This window comes from Fontibacillus forbon, from assembly GCF_046559655.1.
Lineage (GTDB): Bacteria > Bacillota > Bacilli > Paenibacillales > Paenibacillaceae > Fontibacillus.
In genome coordinates, this window is sequence record NZ_JBKGFV010000005.1 from 138,711 (window position 1) to 155,847 (window position 17,137).

Annotated in this window: 12 protein-coding genes; 11 read left to right on the plus strand and 1 reads right to left on the minus strand. The window is 50.2% G+C overall.

The genetic code is table 11. From position 1 onward, the window contains the following. From ACLB09_RS19560 to ACLB09_RS19580, 5 genes are all read left to right on the plus strand, one after another. Nucleotides 1-3,585 (plus strand): FtsX-like permease family protein, encoded by a 3,585-nt coding sequence (locus ACLB09_RS19560; RefSeq protein WP_410771535.1) that lies wholly within the window; start codon nt 1-3, stop codon nt 3,583-3,585. A 212-nt stretch (nt 3,586-3,797) separates the two neighbouring features. Next, nucleotides 3,798-4,115: a DUF6442 family protein gene (locus tag ACLB09_RS19565; protein WP_410771536.1), complete on the plus strand. Its 318-nt coding sequence runs from the start codon at nt 3,798-3,800 to the stop codon at nt 4,113-4,115. A gap of 1 nt (nt 4,116) precedes the next feature. After that, nucleotides 4,117-4,326 (plus strand): helix-turn-helix transcriptional regulator, encoded by a 210-nt coding sequence (locus ACLB09_RS19570; protein ID WP_410771537.1) that lies wholly within the window; start codon nt 4,117-4,119, stop codon nt 4,324-4,326. A 162-nt stretch (nt 4,327-4,488) separates the two neighbouring features. Next, complete coding sequence (locus ACLB09_RS19575; RefSeq protein WP_410771538.1) at nt 4,489-5,127, plus strand: TetR/AcrR family transcriptional regulator; 639 nt, start codon at nt 4,489-4,491, stop codon at nt 5,125-5,127. A gap of 8 nt (nt 5,128-5,135) precedes the next feature. Then, entirely contained in the window at nt 5,136-6,014 is an 879-nt protein-coding gene (locus tag ACLB09_RS19580) for an alpha/beta fold hydrolase (protein WP_410771539.1), read from the plus strand. Between the two features lie 77 nt (nt 6,015-6,091). Here the strand turns inward: ACLB09_RS19580 and ACLB09_RS19585 are convergent, their stop codons facing one another. After that, nucleotides 6,092-6,838 (minus strand): glycoside hydrolase family 16 protein, encoded by a 747-nt coding sequence (locus ACLB09_RS19585; RefSeq protein ID WP_410771540.1) that lies wholly within the window; start codon nt 6,836-6,838, stop codon nt 6,092-6,094. A gap of 146 nt (nt 6,839-6,984) precedes the next feature. On the opposite strand from ACLB09_RS19585, the gene ACLB09_RS19590 reads away from it, so the two are divergent. From ACLB09_RS19590 to ACLB09_RS19615, 6 genes are all read left to right on the plus strand, one after another. Then, on the plus strand, nt 6,985-7,905 hold the full coding sequence (locus ACLB09_RS19590) for an ABC transporter permease (RefSeq protein ID WP_410771541.1): 921 nt from the start codon (nt 6,985-6,987) through the stop codon (nt 7,903-7,905). Nucleotides 7,906-7,924: 19 nt separating this feature from the next. Further along, nucleotides 7,925-8,809, plus strand: coding sequence for a carbohydrate ABC transporter permease (locus ACLB09_RS19595; RefSeq protein ID WP_410771542.1), 885 nt, complete (start codon nt 7,925-7,927; stop codon nt 8,807-8,809). A gap of 88 nt (nt 8,810-8,897) precedes the next feature. Further along, a complete protein-coding gene (locus ACLB09_RS19600; RefSeq protein WP_410771543.1) occupies nt 8,898-10,571 on the plus strand; it encodes an extracellular solute-binding protein in 1,674 nt (557 codons plus the stop codon). Between the two features lie 158 nt (nt 10,572-10,729). Continuing rightward, nucleotides 10,730-12,568: a sensor histidine kinase gene (locus tag ACLB09_RS19605; RefSeq protein WP_410771544.1), complete on the plus strand. Its 1,839-nt coding sequence runs from the start codon at nt 10,730-10,732 to the stop codon at nt 12,566-12,568. Nucleotides 12,569-12,571: 3 nt separating this feature from the next. After that, nucleotides 12,572-14,143, plus strand: a complete 1,572-nt coding sequence (locus ACLB09_RS19610; protein ID WP_410771545.1) for a response regulator transcription factor — start codon at nt 12,572-12,574, stop codon at nt 14,141-14,143. A 326-nt stretch (nt 14,144-14,469) separates the two neighbouring features. Continuing rightward, complete coding sequence (locus ACLB09_RS19615; RefSeq protein ID WP_410771546.1) at nt 14,470-17,082, plus strand: family 16 glycosylhydrolase; 2,613 nt, start codon at nt 14,470-14,472, stop codon at nt 17,080-17,082. Nucleotides 17,083-17,137 lie beyond the last annotated feature (55 nt).

Here is a 17,137-nt window from a genome sequence, read left to right on the forward strand (position 1 = left end):
ATGAACAAGGCATACCAAAAAGATATTCTGCGCTCCATCCAAAAGGGATGGAAACGGTTTTTATCCATTATGTTGATCACGGCACTGGGCGTGGGCATGTTAACAGGTTTGTACGCAGCCTGCCTCGATATGTATTACTCGGCGGATAGATTTTATGACGAACAAAAGCTGTTTGACATCCGGGTCCTGTCTACCCTGGGGCTGACGGAAGAAGATGTGAAAGCCTTGGCGCAGGTAGATGGAGTCGAGACTGCGGAAGGCGGGTACAGCGAAACGGCTCACACGGATGTGGATGGAATCCGCAAGAGTACGGAAATAAACGTGCTGAGCACGAAGGGGCTAAATGCTCCTTATTTGCTGGACGGATCCTTGCCAAGTAAAACAGGAGAAATCGCCGTTACGCAAAAATACCTGGACGAAAGCGGCAAATCCATAGGCGACACCTTGACTATAAAAGAAGACGTTGAGGATGACAACGATGTTCCTGCCGGAGAGACACCGAAAGCAATTGATGCCAAAGACGTTCCGGACAAGAGCGGCGGCCTTGACCCGGATACGGATTTAGATATGGAAATGGACCTGGATGAAAAGAAAGCCCCGACCTTCGCCAATACAAGCTATGTCATTACTGGCGCAGTATTGGACCCTATGGACATCCAGGGGAGCGGCGCCGAAAATATATTCCGTTCTTCCGCATCCACGGACTATACATTTTTTATAACTCCCGCGGACGTGAGCAGCGATATTTTTACCGCGGCTTATATTGTCTTGGATGGAACGCGGGAGATGGACAGCTATTCCGATGAATATGACCGGGAGGTCCAGTCCGCCATCGGCCAAATAGAGAGTCGAATCAAAGCACAGCGTGAACAAGAACGTTACGACGCTGTATTGCAAGAGGCGCGAACGAAAATCGAAGATGCCGAGACTACCATGGACGACAAGTTTAAGGAAGCGGACAAGAAATTTGCGGATGCATGGGACGAAATCGCCCAGGCCAGAAAGGAACTGGCGAATGGCGAGGTTATGCTTGCCGATGAAGAGAAGGAAGCGGCGAAGAAAATTGCGGAGGCCCGTTCGAAAATCAACAGCACCAAGCAGAAACTGGCGAAGGCCGAGGAACAACTGGCAGAGGGCGAAGCGCAGCTAAGAAAGGGCGAAGCCGAGCTGAAGGCGAATGCCCAAAAGATAAAAGAGGGCAAACAGCAGTTGGCTAAAGAGCAGCAGCAGGCTGAAGCAAAGTTCGCTGAAGCCGGACGGCAGCTGGATGAGACCCAGAGACAATTGGATGTGGCACGGGCACAACTGGAGCCTCAAATTGCGGGGTTAAAAAGCTCTTACGGCGACTTGTGGCCCGAAAAAGAATGGACCGCACTGGTAAATGCGGCGGCTGCTCTGGCAGCAACCGGTGCGGCTGACAGTGAGATCGCGGCGGGAACCGGGGCCGAAAGCGCTGCTCTTGCAAGTGCGCTACCGGGGCAGGGGGATGCCGCTGTGCAGGCTGCGCTGGGCATGGGCAAGGTAATCGGCGGCCAGCAGGCGCTTGATCAACAGAAAAGCGCCTTTACGGAGCAAAAGGAATCGGGTTTGCGACAGTTAGCCGAAGCCGAAGCGGAGCTGTCTGCAGGAGAGGCGCAGATCGAAGCTGGCCGCCGGACCATAGCCGCCCAAAAAGCGGAGCTTGAAGACGGCAAAGCCGAATTGGCTGACGGAAAGGCCGAGCTTTCCAAAGGCGAAGCGAAGCTGAATGCGGAAGAGGGGGAGGCCAAAGACAAAATCGCCGATGCCCGGAAAGAGATGACCGACGGCAAAGAAGAACTGGCTGAAGGCGAAGCGGAGTTAAAGAAACAAGAGCAGGAGTACGCCGGCAAAAAGGAAGAGGCCGAGCAAAAACTGAATGATGCGTACGCCGAGCTCGACAATATGGATATGACCCAGTGGTATGTTCAGGACCGGACCTCGATCGACAGCTATTCCAGCCTTACCAGCGACTTGTCGTCCATCGAAGCGGTTGGAAAAGTTTTTCCCGTGATCTTTTTGCTTGTAGCGATTCTCATGAGCCTTACGGCGATGACTCGAATGGTGGAGGAAGAACGCGGACTGATCGGGACTTATAAGGCATTGGGATTTGGAAACGGTGCGGTCTATCGTAAATATATCCTGTTTGCCCTTATGGCTTGCCTGCTCGGCGGCGTTTTGGGCGATTTGTTCGGCTTTGTTTTCATGCCTAAATTCATTTCGGTTGTTTTGGAGGAGCTATACAACCTCCCTCAAGTTTATCTGCGTTTTGACCTGCTTTATGGCGTGGGAGGTTTGTTGCTGTTCATCGCGGGGATCGTTGGGGCCACCGTGCTCGCCTGCCGCAGCGAGCTGGTAAAAATGCCTGCAGCTCTCATGCGTCCAAAGGCGCCGCGAGCAGGGGCCCGCGTATTTTTGGAGCGAATCCCCGGGATCTGGAACCGCCTGAAATTCTTGAACAAGGTAACCGTTCGGAATTTGTTCCGGTATAAAAAGCGGTTATTCATGACGATTGGGGGGATCATGGGCTGTACCGCTCTGATTCTCTGCGGTTTTGCGATTAAGGATTCCATTGTGGACTTGGCGCCAAAGCAGTACGAGAACATATACCATTATGATTTGATGACCGTTTTTGAAGATGAGGATAACGATGAATTTATCCGGCAGATGTCTGCCGACAGCCAGATCGATGATTACGTGAACTTGCGGATTGAAAGCGTGAAGGTAATCAATGGTAATGAAAAGGGTGAAAAGGTGCAGTTGATGGTGATCCCGGAAGGAGCCGCCTTGAGGGATTATATTAGCATCGAGAATTTGGACGGAAAGCGGATTGATCCGGATGACGAAGGCATCTTGATAACGCGGAGCGCGGCGCGAAGTCTCGGCCTCAAGCCGGGAAATACCGTATCGTTGCAGGATATGGGGCTTGTGCAGCGCGAGGCGGTCGTATCGGATGTAGTGCAGAATTATCTGGGCAATAACGTTTATATGACGCAGAAATTGTATGAAACCATGTTCGGGAAGTATGCCCCGAACGGCGTGCTTGCGCATCTGTCAGATGCCGGCATGGATCAGGCCGCTTATGCGGAAGATCTTCTGGAGAACGACTCCGTGCTTTCCGCCGTCAGCACGGAAGCGCTGAGGGCGGATTTCGGATTCGATCTGATCAACGCGGTCGTATTGCTGATCACGGTCATGGCAGGAGGCCTTGCGTTTGTGGTGTTGTTCACGCTGTCGAACACGAATATCTCGGAACGCAATCGTGAGCTCGCCACCATTAAGGTGTTGGGGTTCTATGATAAGGAAGTGCACCAATACGTTAATAAGGAATCGCTGATATTAACTTTAATAGGCATCCTCATTGGATTGCCGGTGGGACGGATCTTAAGCAGATTCCTTACCACCGCGCTTAATATGCCGGCCATGTATTTCGCCGTGCACGTAGAGCTTGTCAGCTATCTGATTTCAGCCGCGATCACGTTCTGCTTTGCGGTCATTGTCAATTGGATGACCAATCGCACGCTCAACCGGATCAACATGGTGGAGGCGTTAAAGAGCGTGGAATAGCCGTCAGCCGTCATATTAGATACACCGAAGTAAGCCTCCATAGCCAATGGAGGCTTTTTGGCGCTCGTTTTTGATGTTCGGAATAACTTTTGTCATTGTTCTATTTTGCAAAGAAAACTTTGCAGAATTTGTTGACAAGAAAACTTTGCATGTTAAAATATAGATGACAAGTTTTGTTGTCAACACCTTATCAAATTGAGGGGAGACCTTTTATGAAAAGGGAAGAGATATTAGAGAAAAGCAGACAAGAAAACAGAGACGAAGGAAAAGAATTTGTTTTTAATAAAGGCAGAAAAAGCGGAGTCATCGGCATGCTGGTTATGTTTTGCGTGCTGGCTATTTTCAATATGTATAATACTCTCCAGGAAGCAAATTACGCATTAATCGCCTTGATGTTTGGATATTTGGGCAGCGAAGGTCTCGGGATGTATTCTATAACTAAAAAGAAAATGGATTTATTCAAATTCATAATAGGGTGTGTTGTAAGTGTTTCTTTTTTAGTGGTATACATTTATGGGGTGAGTAAATAGCATGAGTGAGCCACTGGTTCTAAAAAACAACCTGCGCGAAGCCAGAACAGAACAAAAACTATCTCAAGCACAATTGGCGGAAATGGTGGGCGTTTCAAGAAATACAATCAGTTCTATTGAAACGGGGCAGTTTAATCCGACCGCAAAATTAGCTCTGATTTTATGCATTGCATTGGATAAAAAATTTGAAGAGCTTTTTTATTTTGATTAACAATATCAAAAAATGAAAGCCGAGAAAGACCGCAGCTGGATTGCGGCATTTCTTGGCTTTTTGCAGTTTATATCGGCAGTTTTCTTGCGCAGATTTGACAACCTAACAGTTGTTAGATAGACTTGAATTACCTAACAACTGTTAGATAGATTGAGGAGGCCTATGAGACAACCTGAACAAAGTACAAAAGATAGGATTATGGACGCCGCTTTGGACCTGTTTTGTGTAGACGGTTATACAACCGTTTCCATTAGGGATATAGGGAAAGCGGTGGGGATCAAGGAAAGCTCGATTTACTATCATTTCAAGAACAAGGAGGACATTCTGCATTCCCTGTTCGACCAGGCGGAGCAATGGACGCAGATACGCAAAAGTCAGTTTGTCCGAGCGTTGGAAGCTGCTTCGAGCATCGAGTGCGAGAGATTTATTTTTGCCGGGGTTGCTTATATGGAGGGCTATTTGCTGGAGGAGAAAATCCATAAAATGATTATGATGCTGACGATGGAAAAGCAAAGAAGTCCTAAGGCGGCCGAAATTTATCGGCAACTTCTCTTTACCGTTCCCCTTGAGCACCATAAGAATGTGTTTGCTCTGATGATGGACAAAGGGTTTATGGAAGGAGACGATCCGGAGTTTCTGGCGACTGAGTATCAGTCCATTATTCTGTATGTGTACCACAAATATTTTTCAGGCCCCAGCATGGCTCCGGATGAGGAAAGTGAGGAAAGAGCAGCGGCACGGCTTGAGTTATCGGGGCTGTTGAGACGCTTTTTCACTCGGCATATTTGTAAGGAGGTATAGTCATCATTATGAAAATTTACAAATCGTCAAAGGCAGAAGAGAATATCTTAAGAACTTATGATCGCTTGCTTGAAGCATGGGGCACCGAGGTGTTGCCGACTAAGGTTCCTACTCGCTACGGCGTTACTCATGTAAACGTGTTTGGTAAAGCGGATGCACCTCCAATTATGCTTTTTCATGGCGTAGGGGATGATTCTGCCTTGATGTGGATTTACAATGCCGCCGCACTGGCGCCTCATTTTCGATTGTTCGCGGTGGATACGCTGGGCGGGCCCGGGAAGAGTGTACCAAATGAAAATTATAATAAAGAGTTTGACAACGCGTATTGGATCGACGACTTATTGGATGGACTCGGGCTTGAACGGGCCGATCTGGCCGGTGTTTCGCATGGGGGATACCTCGTTCAATATTACGCGATCCACAGACCGGAGCGGGTGGGTAAAGTCGTTTCCATGGCCTCAAGCGTGCCTGCCGGAACAGCCGGAAATCCGATGAAAACAATGCTCCGCATATTCCTGCCGGAAGCCCTGTTCCCTACAAAACGGAATGTGATCAAATTATTAACCAAACTTACCGGGAAAAACAGTGCGGCCTTTACCGGTAATCCGTTGCTTCTGGAGCATTTTACATACTTATTGCGGGGCTACAACAATATGGCCATGCGATTTCATAAAACTAAAGGCTTTGAGGATGAGCAGATCGACAGCATTCGCGGCAAGACGCTCTATCTGGTGGGAGAAGCCGATCCTTTTTCCATCCTTGGGGGGAATGCGGCTCTGCAGACATACAAGATGAACAGTCGCATTTTCGAGGACACGGGGCATGGAATCAATCATGAAATTTCCGATGAAATCAATCAAATCCTCATTGATTACTTTACCCGTTAATGACCGAAAGCCAAGAAAGACCGCAGGATTCATTGCGGTCTTTCTTGGCTTTTTGCCGAATTATAGCGGGACTTCTTTCATTCTCCATACACCCATATCCCCGAAACCGTCATGACCGCCGGTAGGGCGGTTTCATCCACCGGCACATTATCGTACCAGCCGCCCACGGCCAGGTTCAACACCAGGTAGAACGGAACATCGAACGGCATGAGACCCGGCAGCAAGCTGCGCTCGGCGTAGCAATGTCCGTCCACCAGCCAGCGCATGGAGCTGGCATCCCATTCCAGCGCATAATCATGGAATTCGTTAATGGTCCCCTTTTCGAACCGGTAAGTGAACTCCTCGGTAATTTTATGGTCCCAATCCTTCCCGTGGTGCAGCGTGCCGAATACTTGCTGCGGTAGGCGGCCTTTGGCCTCAACCATGTCGATCTCGCCGGAGGCCGGCCAGGAGCCGTAAGCCTGATGCTGCGGAAGCAGCCAGATGGCCGGCCACAACCCCTGACCTACCGGCAGTTTTGCTCGTACGATGAGCTTACCGTAGCAAAAGGAAAAGTGGTCCTTTGTGTCTATACGGGCGGAGGTATATGCGAATTGTCGTCCGTCCGCCGAGAGATTTTCACGGCGTGCACTCAGATTTAGTCCGTTTTCATCAATATACAAATTCCCTTCATTCCCCGTATAAAACTGCTGCTCGCCGTTGCCCCATCCCGGGGCCAGGATATTGCCGTGATCATCCGGCAAATCGTTGCCAAGGCGAATATTCCAAGCGCTTAAATCAGTCTCGTTATGTATAAAATCCTGCTGCCACACTAGTTTGTTCATCCCTTGCACGCTCCCTTCATTACTCACAGCATACTTGATTTAGGCTATGGGTCAAACGAATCTAAAAAAATGGGATAGGGTCAAAAATCATGGCCTTTTTTTCCTATGTGTATTTTCTTACGATGAAATGGAAGGGGGCAAGGCATATGTTCCAACACAAAAATGGACAAATCAAAACCTTTTTTAGACAGTGGCAACTGCAAAGCATGGTCATCCCCGGGATCGTCTGGATGTTTATCTTTTGTTACATCCCCATGTTTTGGCTGATCATCGCATTTATGGACTATAACATTGCAAAGCCCATGATGGAATCGCCTTTTGTAGGGTGGAAGCACTTTCAGGACTTTGTGACGGATGACCGTTTTTGGCGCTCGATCCGAAATACGCTGGGGATGAGCACCATCCGGCTGGTGCTGGGCTTTCCGATCCCGATTTTATTCGCCCTGCTGCTGAATGAAATCCGGAGTCTTCGATTTAAGCGTACGGTACAGACCATTTCGTACTTGCCGCATTTTATCGCCTGGACGATTTTTGGCGGCATTATGCTCAACTGGCTGGGCGAGGGAGGCGTGATCAACCAATTGATGATGGCACTGGGACTTCAGGAGCGCGAAATATTGTTTAACAGTGACCCTAAATACTTCTGGTGGATTACCTTTTTCTCCGATACGCTCAAGGAGACGGGCTGGAGCGCCATCATTTACATAGCTGCCATATCCGGCATTGATCCCGGGCTGTACGAAGCGGCGGAGCTGGATGGCGCAAACCGCTGGCAGCGGATGTGGTACATCACCATTCAGAGCATCCGTCCCACCATTGCCATCTTGTTCATCCTTGCTGTCAGCGGGCTGCTCGGCAGTAACTTTGAACAGATCTTTATGTTGAAGAACAACATGAACATGAAGATGGCGGAAAGTCTGGATCTGTATATCTATAACATGGGTTTGGTTTCAGGGCGTCACTCCTTCTCGACAGCCGTCTTGTTTGCCCGCTCCATTGTGGCGCTGGGGCTGTTGTTCCTGGCCAATTTCTCATCCAAAAAACTCAATGGCGAAGGCATTTTTTAAGAAGGAGGAAGGATGACCCATGGAAAAAAGCAGAAGATTCCGGCGCATCGGCGTGTTCACTATTTGCAATACCCTGCTGATGCTGGCGGTTTGTTTTATAACGCTGTACCCGATGTATTTCGTGCTCATTAACTCCCTGAATGCACCGGAGCAGGCATTGCTCGGCACGGTCAACTGGTTCCCCAAGGCGGTTTCGCTGGACAGTTACCGCGTGGTATTCAATGATGAAAATATGATGAACGGTTTCTTGATCACCACCCTGCGTACCGTGATCGGGACCGTGGTACATGTGTTGTTTACCGCCATTGTGGCTTACGGCATGAGCAAGTCCAACCTGATTGGCCGCAAGGTATACATGAAAATCGCCTTGATTACGATGCTGTTCTCGGGCGGGCTGATTCCCACATTTATTCTCATGACCAAGCTGGGCCTGTACGATAACTTTTTGGTCTTCATCATTCCGGCGATGTACACCTTTTTCGATATGGTCATTTTCATCAGCTTCTATCGCACGATCCCCGACAGCCTGGAGGAATCGGCCAAGGTGGACGGCGCTTCGGATTATGGGGTCCTGTTCCGGATCGTACTGCCCAACAGCATGGCTGTAATTGCGACCATATCGCTTTTTGCAGCCGTATATCATTGGAACGATTACTATCAGGGCGTGCTGTACATCCGCTCGCAGGATAATCTGCCGCTGCAAACGATGCTGTATAAAATCATAGCGGAGAACTCCATGTCGTTCATGCAGCAGCAAGCCATGGCACAGTTCGGTGCCAAGCTGCCCGGCAACTCCATCAAGTTTGCCTCCATGATGGTGGCCACGCTGCCTATTCTTGCGTTCTATCCTTTTATCCAGCGCTATCTGGTCAAAGGCGTGATGATCGGAGCAATTAAAGGGTAAGCGTCATTTGCCTGACTAAGCCAAGGTTTAGATAGGCGGATGATTCATATACAAAATCCATTGGAAATAAAGAAAGGATGATCATGCAATGAAACACAAACGTATGAAGAAAAGCATGGCGGTCATGTTGGCTGTAATCCTGATGCTGAGCTTGGCGGCTTGCTCGGGGTCCAAGAACAACGCAAGTACGTCTAACTCCGAGCCTGCGGACAACAATGCCAAACCCGAGAATACCGCGGTCGAAGCCAAGCTTAATCCGGAGGAACCTGCCTGGAAGCTGGATACCAGCCCTGTGGATTTATCCTGGTTCGTAGGCGCTTCCTGGTACGGCCGTACTTGGGGAGAGAGTCTGAACTCTAAGTATATTTCCGAAAAGACAGGCGTGAATGTGAAAATCGAGGTTCCCTCCGGAGAAGCTAACGAGCACATTACCCTGATGATGACCTCCGGCAAGCTGCCGGACTTGATTACGATGGGCTCTTGGGAAACCGCTGTCAAAAAGCTGTGGGAAGGCGATCATGTGTATGCCTTGAATGAACTTGCGGATCAGTATGATCCCTACTTCTTCAAGGTAGCCGGCGATGGTACGCTGAAGTGGTATAAGCAAGAAAACGGCAACACCTACGGCATTCCGAACGACTCCTACAGCCCTAACCTGATGCATGAAACCGGTATGACTGCCGCCAACCAAACCTTTTTGGTACGGAAAGACCTGTATGAGGAGATGGGAAGCCCGGATTTAACCACGCCGGAAGGCTTCCTGAACGCCCTGCAATTGTTAAAGGATAAGTATTCCGAGTATAAGGGCCAGCCGATCAGCCCCTTCTTCGCCCAAGGCAATGTGCCTTACGGGATGACCGAGTACCTGCAAAACCTGCTGGCTGTTCCGCATGAGCAGGAGGGCAAGGTATATGACCGCATCACCGATCCGGATTATGTTACCTGGTTGAAAACTTTCCGTACCGCCTACGAGCGGGGGTTGATCAATGTGGATTTTCTGGTGGACTCCGATACCCAGGTAGAAGAAAAAACGAACAACGCCCGCTACTTCATGATGGTTCGCGAGTGGACGGGGATGACGGCGGTCAACCCGATGCTGGCCGCAAGCGCTAACCCGGATTCTTACTATATCGCGGTAGATGGGCCACAGAATAGCAAAGGCGACACCGCCAAACTGTTCCCGGGCAACATGGACGGCTGGATGGTTACGATGATCAGCAAATCGTGCGAAAACCCTGAGCGTGCGATCCGTTTCCTGAGCTATTTGGCCAGCGAAGAAGGCCAACGGGATTTATTCCTTGGCAAGGAAGGCGAAACGTGGGAAATGGCGGGCGACAAGCCGCAGCTTAAGGCCGATATGGTCCAATTGCTCGAATCCGATATTGAGAAGCTGGAAAAAGAAGTAGGTATCATGGATACTTACTGGATGATGCGTAACCCGGTCATCGTTAACCAGTGGAGACCGGAGAAAGCCCCTGTCATCAAGCAAATGGAGGACTTTGCCAACGCGCAGGCCGATATTGACGGCGGCATCTACAAGGGCCTCGATCCCCTCGGCGATTCCGATGCAGCCGTAACCTGGTCGCGCATCTCTCAAAACTGGGAAGAGGTGCTGCCGGAGCTGATTACCGCGAAGGATGAGGCCGCTTTCGATAAAATTTTCGAAAATTTCCTGGCCCGCCGCGGAAGTTACGGTTATGACCAGGTGATGGAATACCGTCAAACCGAGCTGGATGCAAGAAAAGCAAAAATGGCGGAGTAACCAACCAAACCCGAATATAATTTGCTTGTGCCGGTCACCGAAAATGGTGGCCGGTATCCCTGCTTTTGCGGCTTTGGATTATTTCGCGACAGTGAGTGGTTACCTGCCGGCCGGGTTGTAATATATGGTATATTACAGAGGTGGGGAGGGCACACGAAATGAAGATTCTACTGACAAAAACAAGAAAAATCTACCGCAATTCCCGCATCTCTCAAAAGCTGTTTCTGGCGTTTAGCATGCTGATTGCCATCCCTGCCATCGTGGTATCCTTTTTGTTTATCCGCATTCAGGAAACCCAGCTATATAAGGACGCAATGACCACCGGCAGCAGCCATGTCTCACGGATTAACGAGAAACTGCGCGGTAAAATGGACATTATTGAAAACGCTTCCTCCACGGCGCTGACTCAAAAGGCCTTCGTGGATTTTATTCATTCCAATATGCTCGGGGACGGCCTGCGTCTGGTGAAATTCAGGCAAAACCAATTTGAGCAGATGCATAACATTATCCAGAGCAACGAGATGATCAGCGAGCTCAGCTTCTATGTCGATAATCCGAACCTGTATGAAATCTGGCCCGAAATCTATCATTATGACAAGTTTTCGCCGCAGGATTACTGGAAGAATCTACGGGAAGAAGGCGGCGCGGCATACCGCGTTTTTGCCTTTAAGGAGGGGGAGCATACGCTCTCCTATTATCGGCTGGTACGTCTTCAGGGCCAGCAGCACAAACGCCCCAGCATTATGGAAATCCGCACCTTGCACAGCGTATTTTTCAGCGATCTGCTCGAGGAGACGGGGGGCGACTTCTTTTCAGTCGTGATGGAAGGAAGCAATCCTTCCCGTTATATTTACAATCCCCAGCATACATTTCCGCAAGCGGCCGGGGAGGAACTGGACCAGATTCTGGGCCGGATTCATCGGCAATTGGATGCATTGGAGCAGGAAAGCCCCGTGAAGGTCAAGGTAGGAGATCAAACCTATTATGCCGTGTACCGCTACATTGCTCCGCTCGACGCCTATGTGGTGGATATCGCTTCCCATCAGGCGCTGATGAAGGGCCCGCGCAGCTGGTATGCGCTTGTGGTAGTGATTACATTGTGCGTGCTGCTGTTGATGATGCTCCTGGTCTCGCATACCACGCGGCGCCTTTTCCGCCGATTGGACAGTGTATTGTCATCGATGCGCAAGGTACGGAAAGGACAACTGGATGAGAAGATCGATACCGGACTGGATGAAGACGAAACCGGCGATGAAATCGACGAGGTGGCTGTCACTTACAACAAAATGCTGGATGAGATCAAGCAATTGATGACCCAGGTGGTGGATAAACAGTTGATCGCCAAAAATGCGCAGCTGCACTCGCTCCATTCGCAAATCAATTCGCACTTTTTGTATAACGCGCTGGAGGCCATCCGGATGCAGGCGGAGGTAGAGCGCCAGCCCGTGATCGCCGATGCGCTGGTGTCGTTAGGTTCGCTGCTGCGCTACAGCATGAAATGGAATGGCGATACCGTAGCCCTTGGAGAGGAACTTGCCAACATCCAGAGCTATATCAAATTCATCAATTTCATGGAAGGCGGCAACTTCGTATTGACAGCGGATCTCCCGCAGGAGGTACATCGTTATGCGATTCCGAAAATGTGCATGCAGCCCATCGTTGAAAATGCCGTTCATCACGCTGCGCCCCCGGGGGGCAGGCTGCATATTCAAATCACCGTATGGGTGGAGAATAACAGCACCCTGATCATCGAAATTTTCGATGACGGCGTGGGCGTTAACCCGCAGACGCTGGCCGGCTTGCAGGTAGTGCTCCAGGGGGATTCGGACACGCCGATCATTGCCGGCAAAAACGGATTGGGCCTCGAAAACGTACACAAACGATTGCAGCTTCACTATGGCAAAGGCTACGGTCTGTGGATTGACAGCGTGCAGAGGTCCTATACCTGCGTAACCATACGCTTGCCTTGGGAAAATGTGAATTTTGGAGGGTGGTAAGGGATGATGAACATTCTGATTGCGGACGATCAAAAGCACATCCGTGACGGTTTGCAGGCTATGCTGAGCCAGTTCCCTCTGCAGCTTGACCATATTTACTGTGCCGCTAACGGGATTGAGGCCTTGCAAATATTGCGTCAGCACAGCATCCAACTGGTGATTACGGATATTCGAATGCCGGATATGGATGGGCTGACGCTAATGACCCACACAAGAGAAGAGCGCATTAAGGTGGATTACCTGATTATCAGCGGATATAGCGATTTTGCCTATGCCCAGAAGGCCATTGGTCTCGGGGCGAAGGGCTACCTGCTCAAGCCCGTGAAGCGGGAGGATCTGCAAGCCTCCGTAGAGCATGTATTGCAAGAAGTAAGAACCCGGCAGGCGCTCTCGCAAAATATGAAGCATGTTTCCCGCCGGGCCAAAGAGACGGACCGGAAAGAGCTGCGCATGTTTATGCAAGGCGCGGTAAGCGATGAGACATGGATTCGCCAGACCCAGCAGCAAAATCCGGAGCTGTGGCAGGGCTACCGTCTGTGCCTCTTGCGGGAAGAGGTATGGATTAATCAACCGGGAGCCAGCAGTTCCCATCGCATGGAATCCATTGCCTACCGCGTATATGGCAAGCGGGGGTGCATATGCCTGCAGCGCAGCCCACATCTGATTTTCGCTGTGGATAGCTCCGTAGATCCGGGCGCTCTGCCTGCCGTACTCCAGGCGGAGCAGATTCATGCCATCACGGCCATGACGAGTCCGCAGCAAGGATTAAAGGGCTTGCCGGACAGCTACGCCCAAGTGATGGAGCTATACCGCCACAGCTACCTGTTTCCGGAGAAGCGCTGCATTCTGCCAATGCAAATTGCGGGACTAGAGCAGCAGTGGCAGCTTCCTTATGAGGAGCTGTATCTCCTCTTCCAGTTCATCGGCACCAAGAATAGCAGCAAGATCACCGAAGGAATATCCAGGATATTCCACAAGGATGTGCTGCAACGCTATCACATCCGCTATACACAGCAGTTATGCCGGGCCATGGTACAGATGCTGGAGGAATATGAACGCGTGATCCGTCCTTACATGGGGGAAGAAACGCTGGATATGGAATGCCTGCGCAATATTTTCGATCATCCGGGCATTCGCGATTATATTCAGGCGTTGCAACAACAGTTGCTTCGGCTCAACCAGTTCTATTATGAATTTAAATGCAGCTATCGCAACACGCAGGACTTGAACGAAGCCATCCGCTATATCCACGAAAATTATCATAAGCCGCTGGATCTGGCGATGGTATCCAACCACGTGTCCTTGAATTATGCTTATTTCTCCAACCTGTTCAAGAAAAATATCGGCAAAGGCTTTGCGGAGTATCTGCGCGATGTGCGTCTGGATAAAGCCAGGAGGCTGCTGGCGGAGACGGAGTATAAGATCATTGAGGTGGCCGCCATGGTAGGCTATGAAAGCTACAAAAGCTTTACGCGGACATTCCGGGAAGTGATGGGCATGCAGCCCACGGAGTACCGGCAACGGATGCGGCGGAAGCTTGAAAGGGAGGAAAAGAACCAGGAAACCGCGTTATGAGTTGGCAGATACCGCTTTGATCCTTGCCTGCCCGCCTGACCAAGTCCTGACCAAGTCCTGTCCAGACATCAGCACAATCAATAAAGGCTCCCATCGCCAGGTGGGAGCTTTTTGCCGCTCATTTTAGATATTCAGGATAGCGTTTTCTGTAGCTTGATTACACAAATTCCATTAAAAGCCAAAATAATGGGTCATAACAAAAATTATTGCACCTTTTCACCCCATTCTTTTGTTCGATAGAATAAAAGTGTCTACCACCACTGTTTCCGTCAGAAGTCGGTCGTTTATTTTGCTTCTACTCACTAATTTATTGAGGGAGGGTAATTATGAAACGGTTTAGGCAAAGGGTGCTGTGTTTGGTCTTGGCGGCGGTTTTGTTGGTTAGCGTAGGACTCATGCCTACAGCGAAGGTGCAGGCAGATGGGGAAGCAACTCTGGCAGGAACGACAATTACATCTATGTCTTACTTTTCGGCAGCAGACGGGCCCGTCATCTCCAAATCAGGGGTTGGACAAGCCAGTTACGGGTTTGTCATGCCTATTTTCAACGGGGGCTCCGCTACCTGGCAAGATGTCTCCGGCGACTTGGGCGTAAAAGTTAAGGTCAATGGCAGTTGGGTTGATATTGATAGTGCCGGCGGTTATATCTATAACCAAAACTGGGGGCATTGGAGCGACGGCGGCGTGAACGGTTTTTGGTTCACTCTCTCCGCAACGACAGAGATTCAGCTATATTCCAAGGCAAATGGGGTTACGCTGGAGTATAATCTCGTTTTTCAAAACTTGAATAAAACCACCATCACTGCAATGACGCCTACGCAAGGACCGCAGATTACCGCGGGCTTTACAGGTGGAGCTGGATTTACCTATCCGATTTTCAACAACGATCCTGCAATCACCTATGCCGCCGTTGCGGATGACTTGAAGGTTTTCGTGAAACCGATAAATAGCAGCACATGGATTGACATCGACAATAATGCGGCCAGCGGCTGGATCTATGACAGCAATTTCGGCCAATTCACCGACGGCGGTGGCGGCTACTGGTTTACCGTAACGGAGTCCATTCATGTAAAATTGCAATCCAAAACTTCTTCGGCAAATGTAGTATATACCATCACTTTCAATGAACCGGTAAGAAATTCATATACGCTAACCCCCTATGAAGGTACGACCTTTACGGCAAATGAAAGCGGTTCTATAGGGATACCCCTGCCTAAGATTGACGGAGGCGCGGCTATAGGTTCCGAGCTTGGAAACTTTGTATACCAGATTAACATCAACGGACAATGGGTCGATTTGAGCAACTCCGGTCAGAGCGGCTTTATTTACTCCGGCAATGGCTACAATAACATGTCAGCCGCCAACCAGTGGGGATACTGGGCCGATTATATCTACGGGTTGTGGTTCCAGCCCATCCAGGTAGATATGCAGATACGCATCGGCTATCCGCTGAACGGGCAGGCGGGCGGAAATGTCGGCAGCAATTTCGTCTACTATAATTTCATAGGCAATCCGAATGCTCCCCGTCCGGATGAGACCGATCATGAAGATATTCCTATCGGAACCCCGAGCAACCCGGCCATTGAAGGCACGACGCTCGTCTGGCAGGATGAGTTTGGCGGAACCCAGCTCGATGCGAGCAAATGGAATCATGAGCTAGGTTATTATATCAGCGATGACCCTAACAGTTGGGGTTGGGGCAATGCGGAGCTGGAGCATTATACGAATAGTGCGCAAAATGTATTTTTACAGAACGGTGTTTTGAATATCAGAGCCTTGAACGATCCTAAAACGTTCCCGCAGGATCCGAACCGGGTTGCGCAGTACTCCTCGGGCAAGATTAATACGAAGGATCACTTTTCCTTCCAGTACGGAAGAGTGGATTTTAGAGCCAAGCTGCCTACAGGCAACGGCGTCTGGCCGGCGCTTTGGATGCTTCCCGAAGATGCCGTTTATGGCGCATGGGCAGCATCCGGCGAGATCGATGTGATGGAGGCGAAAGGACGCTTGCCCGGCACGACCAGCGGCGCGGTGCATTTTGGCGGCCAATGGCCGGTGAACCGTTATATCGCTGGCGAGTATCATTTCCCGGAAGGGCAGACCTTTGCAAATGACTTCCATGTCTACACTTTGATTTGGGAAGAGGATAACTTCAAATGGTATGTGGACGGCAAGTTCTTCTTCAAGGTCACCAGGGATCAATGGTATTCCGTAGCGGCACCGAACAATCCGAATGCTCCTTTTGATCAGCCTTTCTACATCATTATGAACCTGGCAATCGGCGGGCATTTTGACGGCGGCCTGTCCCCGGATCCTTCGGATATTCCCGCAACCATGCAGGTCGATTATGTGCGCGTGTATAATTCGGGCGGAACGGGCGGAGAGAACCCGGGAACCGTTCCCGTTACCGGGGTAACCTTAAACCAGACGACAGCCCAGATTGAAGTGGATCAGCAAGTACAGTTGAATGCTACTGTTGCACCGGCTAATGCGACAAACAAGCAAGTAACTTGGGCCGTTTCCAACGCCGCTGTCGCTTCCGTGAATCAGGCGGGGGTGGTGACGGGGCTGACCCCGGGTACGGCAACCGTGACGGCTACGACCGTTGACGGCAATAAAGCAGCCTCCAGTATAATCACCGTTGTGCCGAAGGCTCCCACCGTGATCATCATCGGGGATGATGTGCGCGGACTGAAGAAAACCGGCGATAACTTGCTGTTTTACGTAAACGGCGCAACCTTTGCGGATTTGCACTATAAGATAAACAACGGCGTACAGATGAACGTAGCGATGACTCCGGCAGGGAATGGCAACTATACCTATCCCGTAAATAACCTTCAAGCCGGGGATACCGTCGAGTACTTCTTTACCTACAATCCGGGGCAAGGCGCGCTGGATACCCCGCCGCTCACTTATATCCACGGGGTTACTATGGGGTGACGGCAGACTATTTTGAGACGTAACAATAATTAAGTAATGGAAAAAGCAGCCCGGT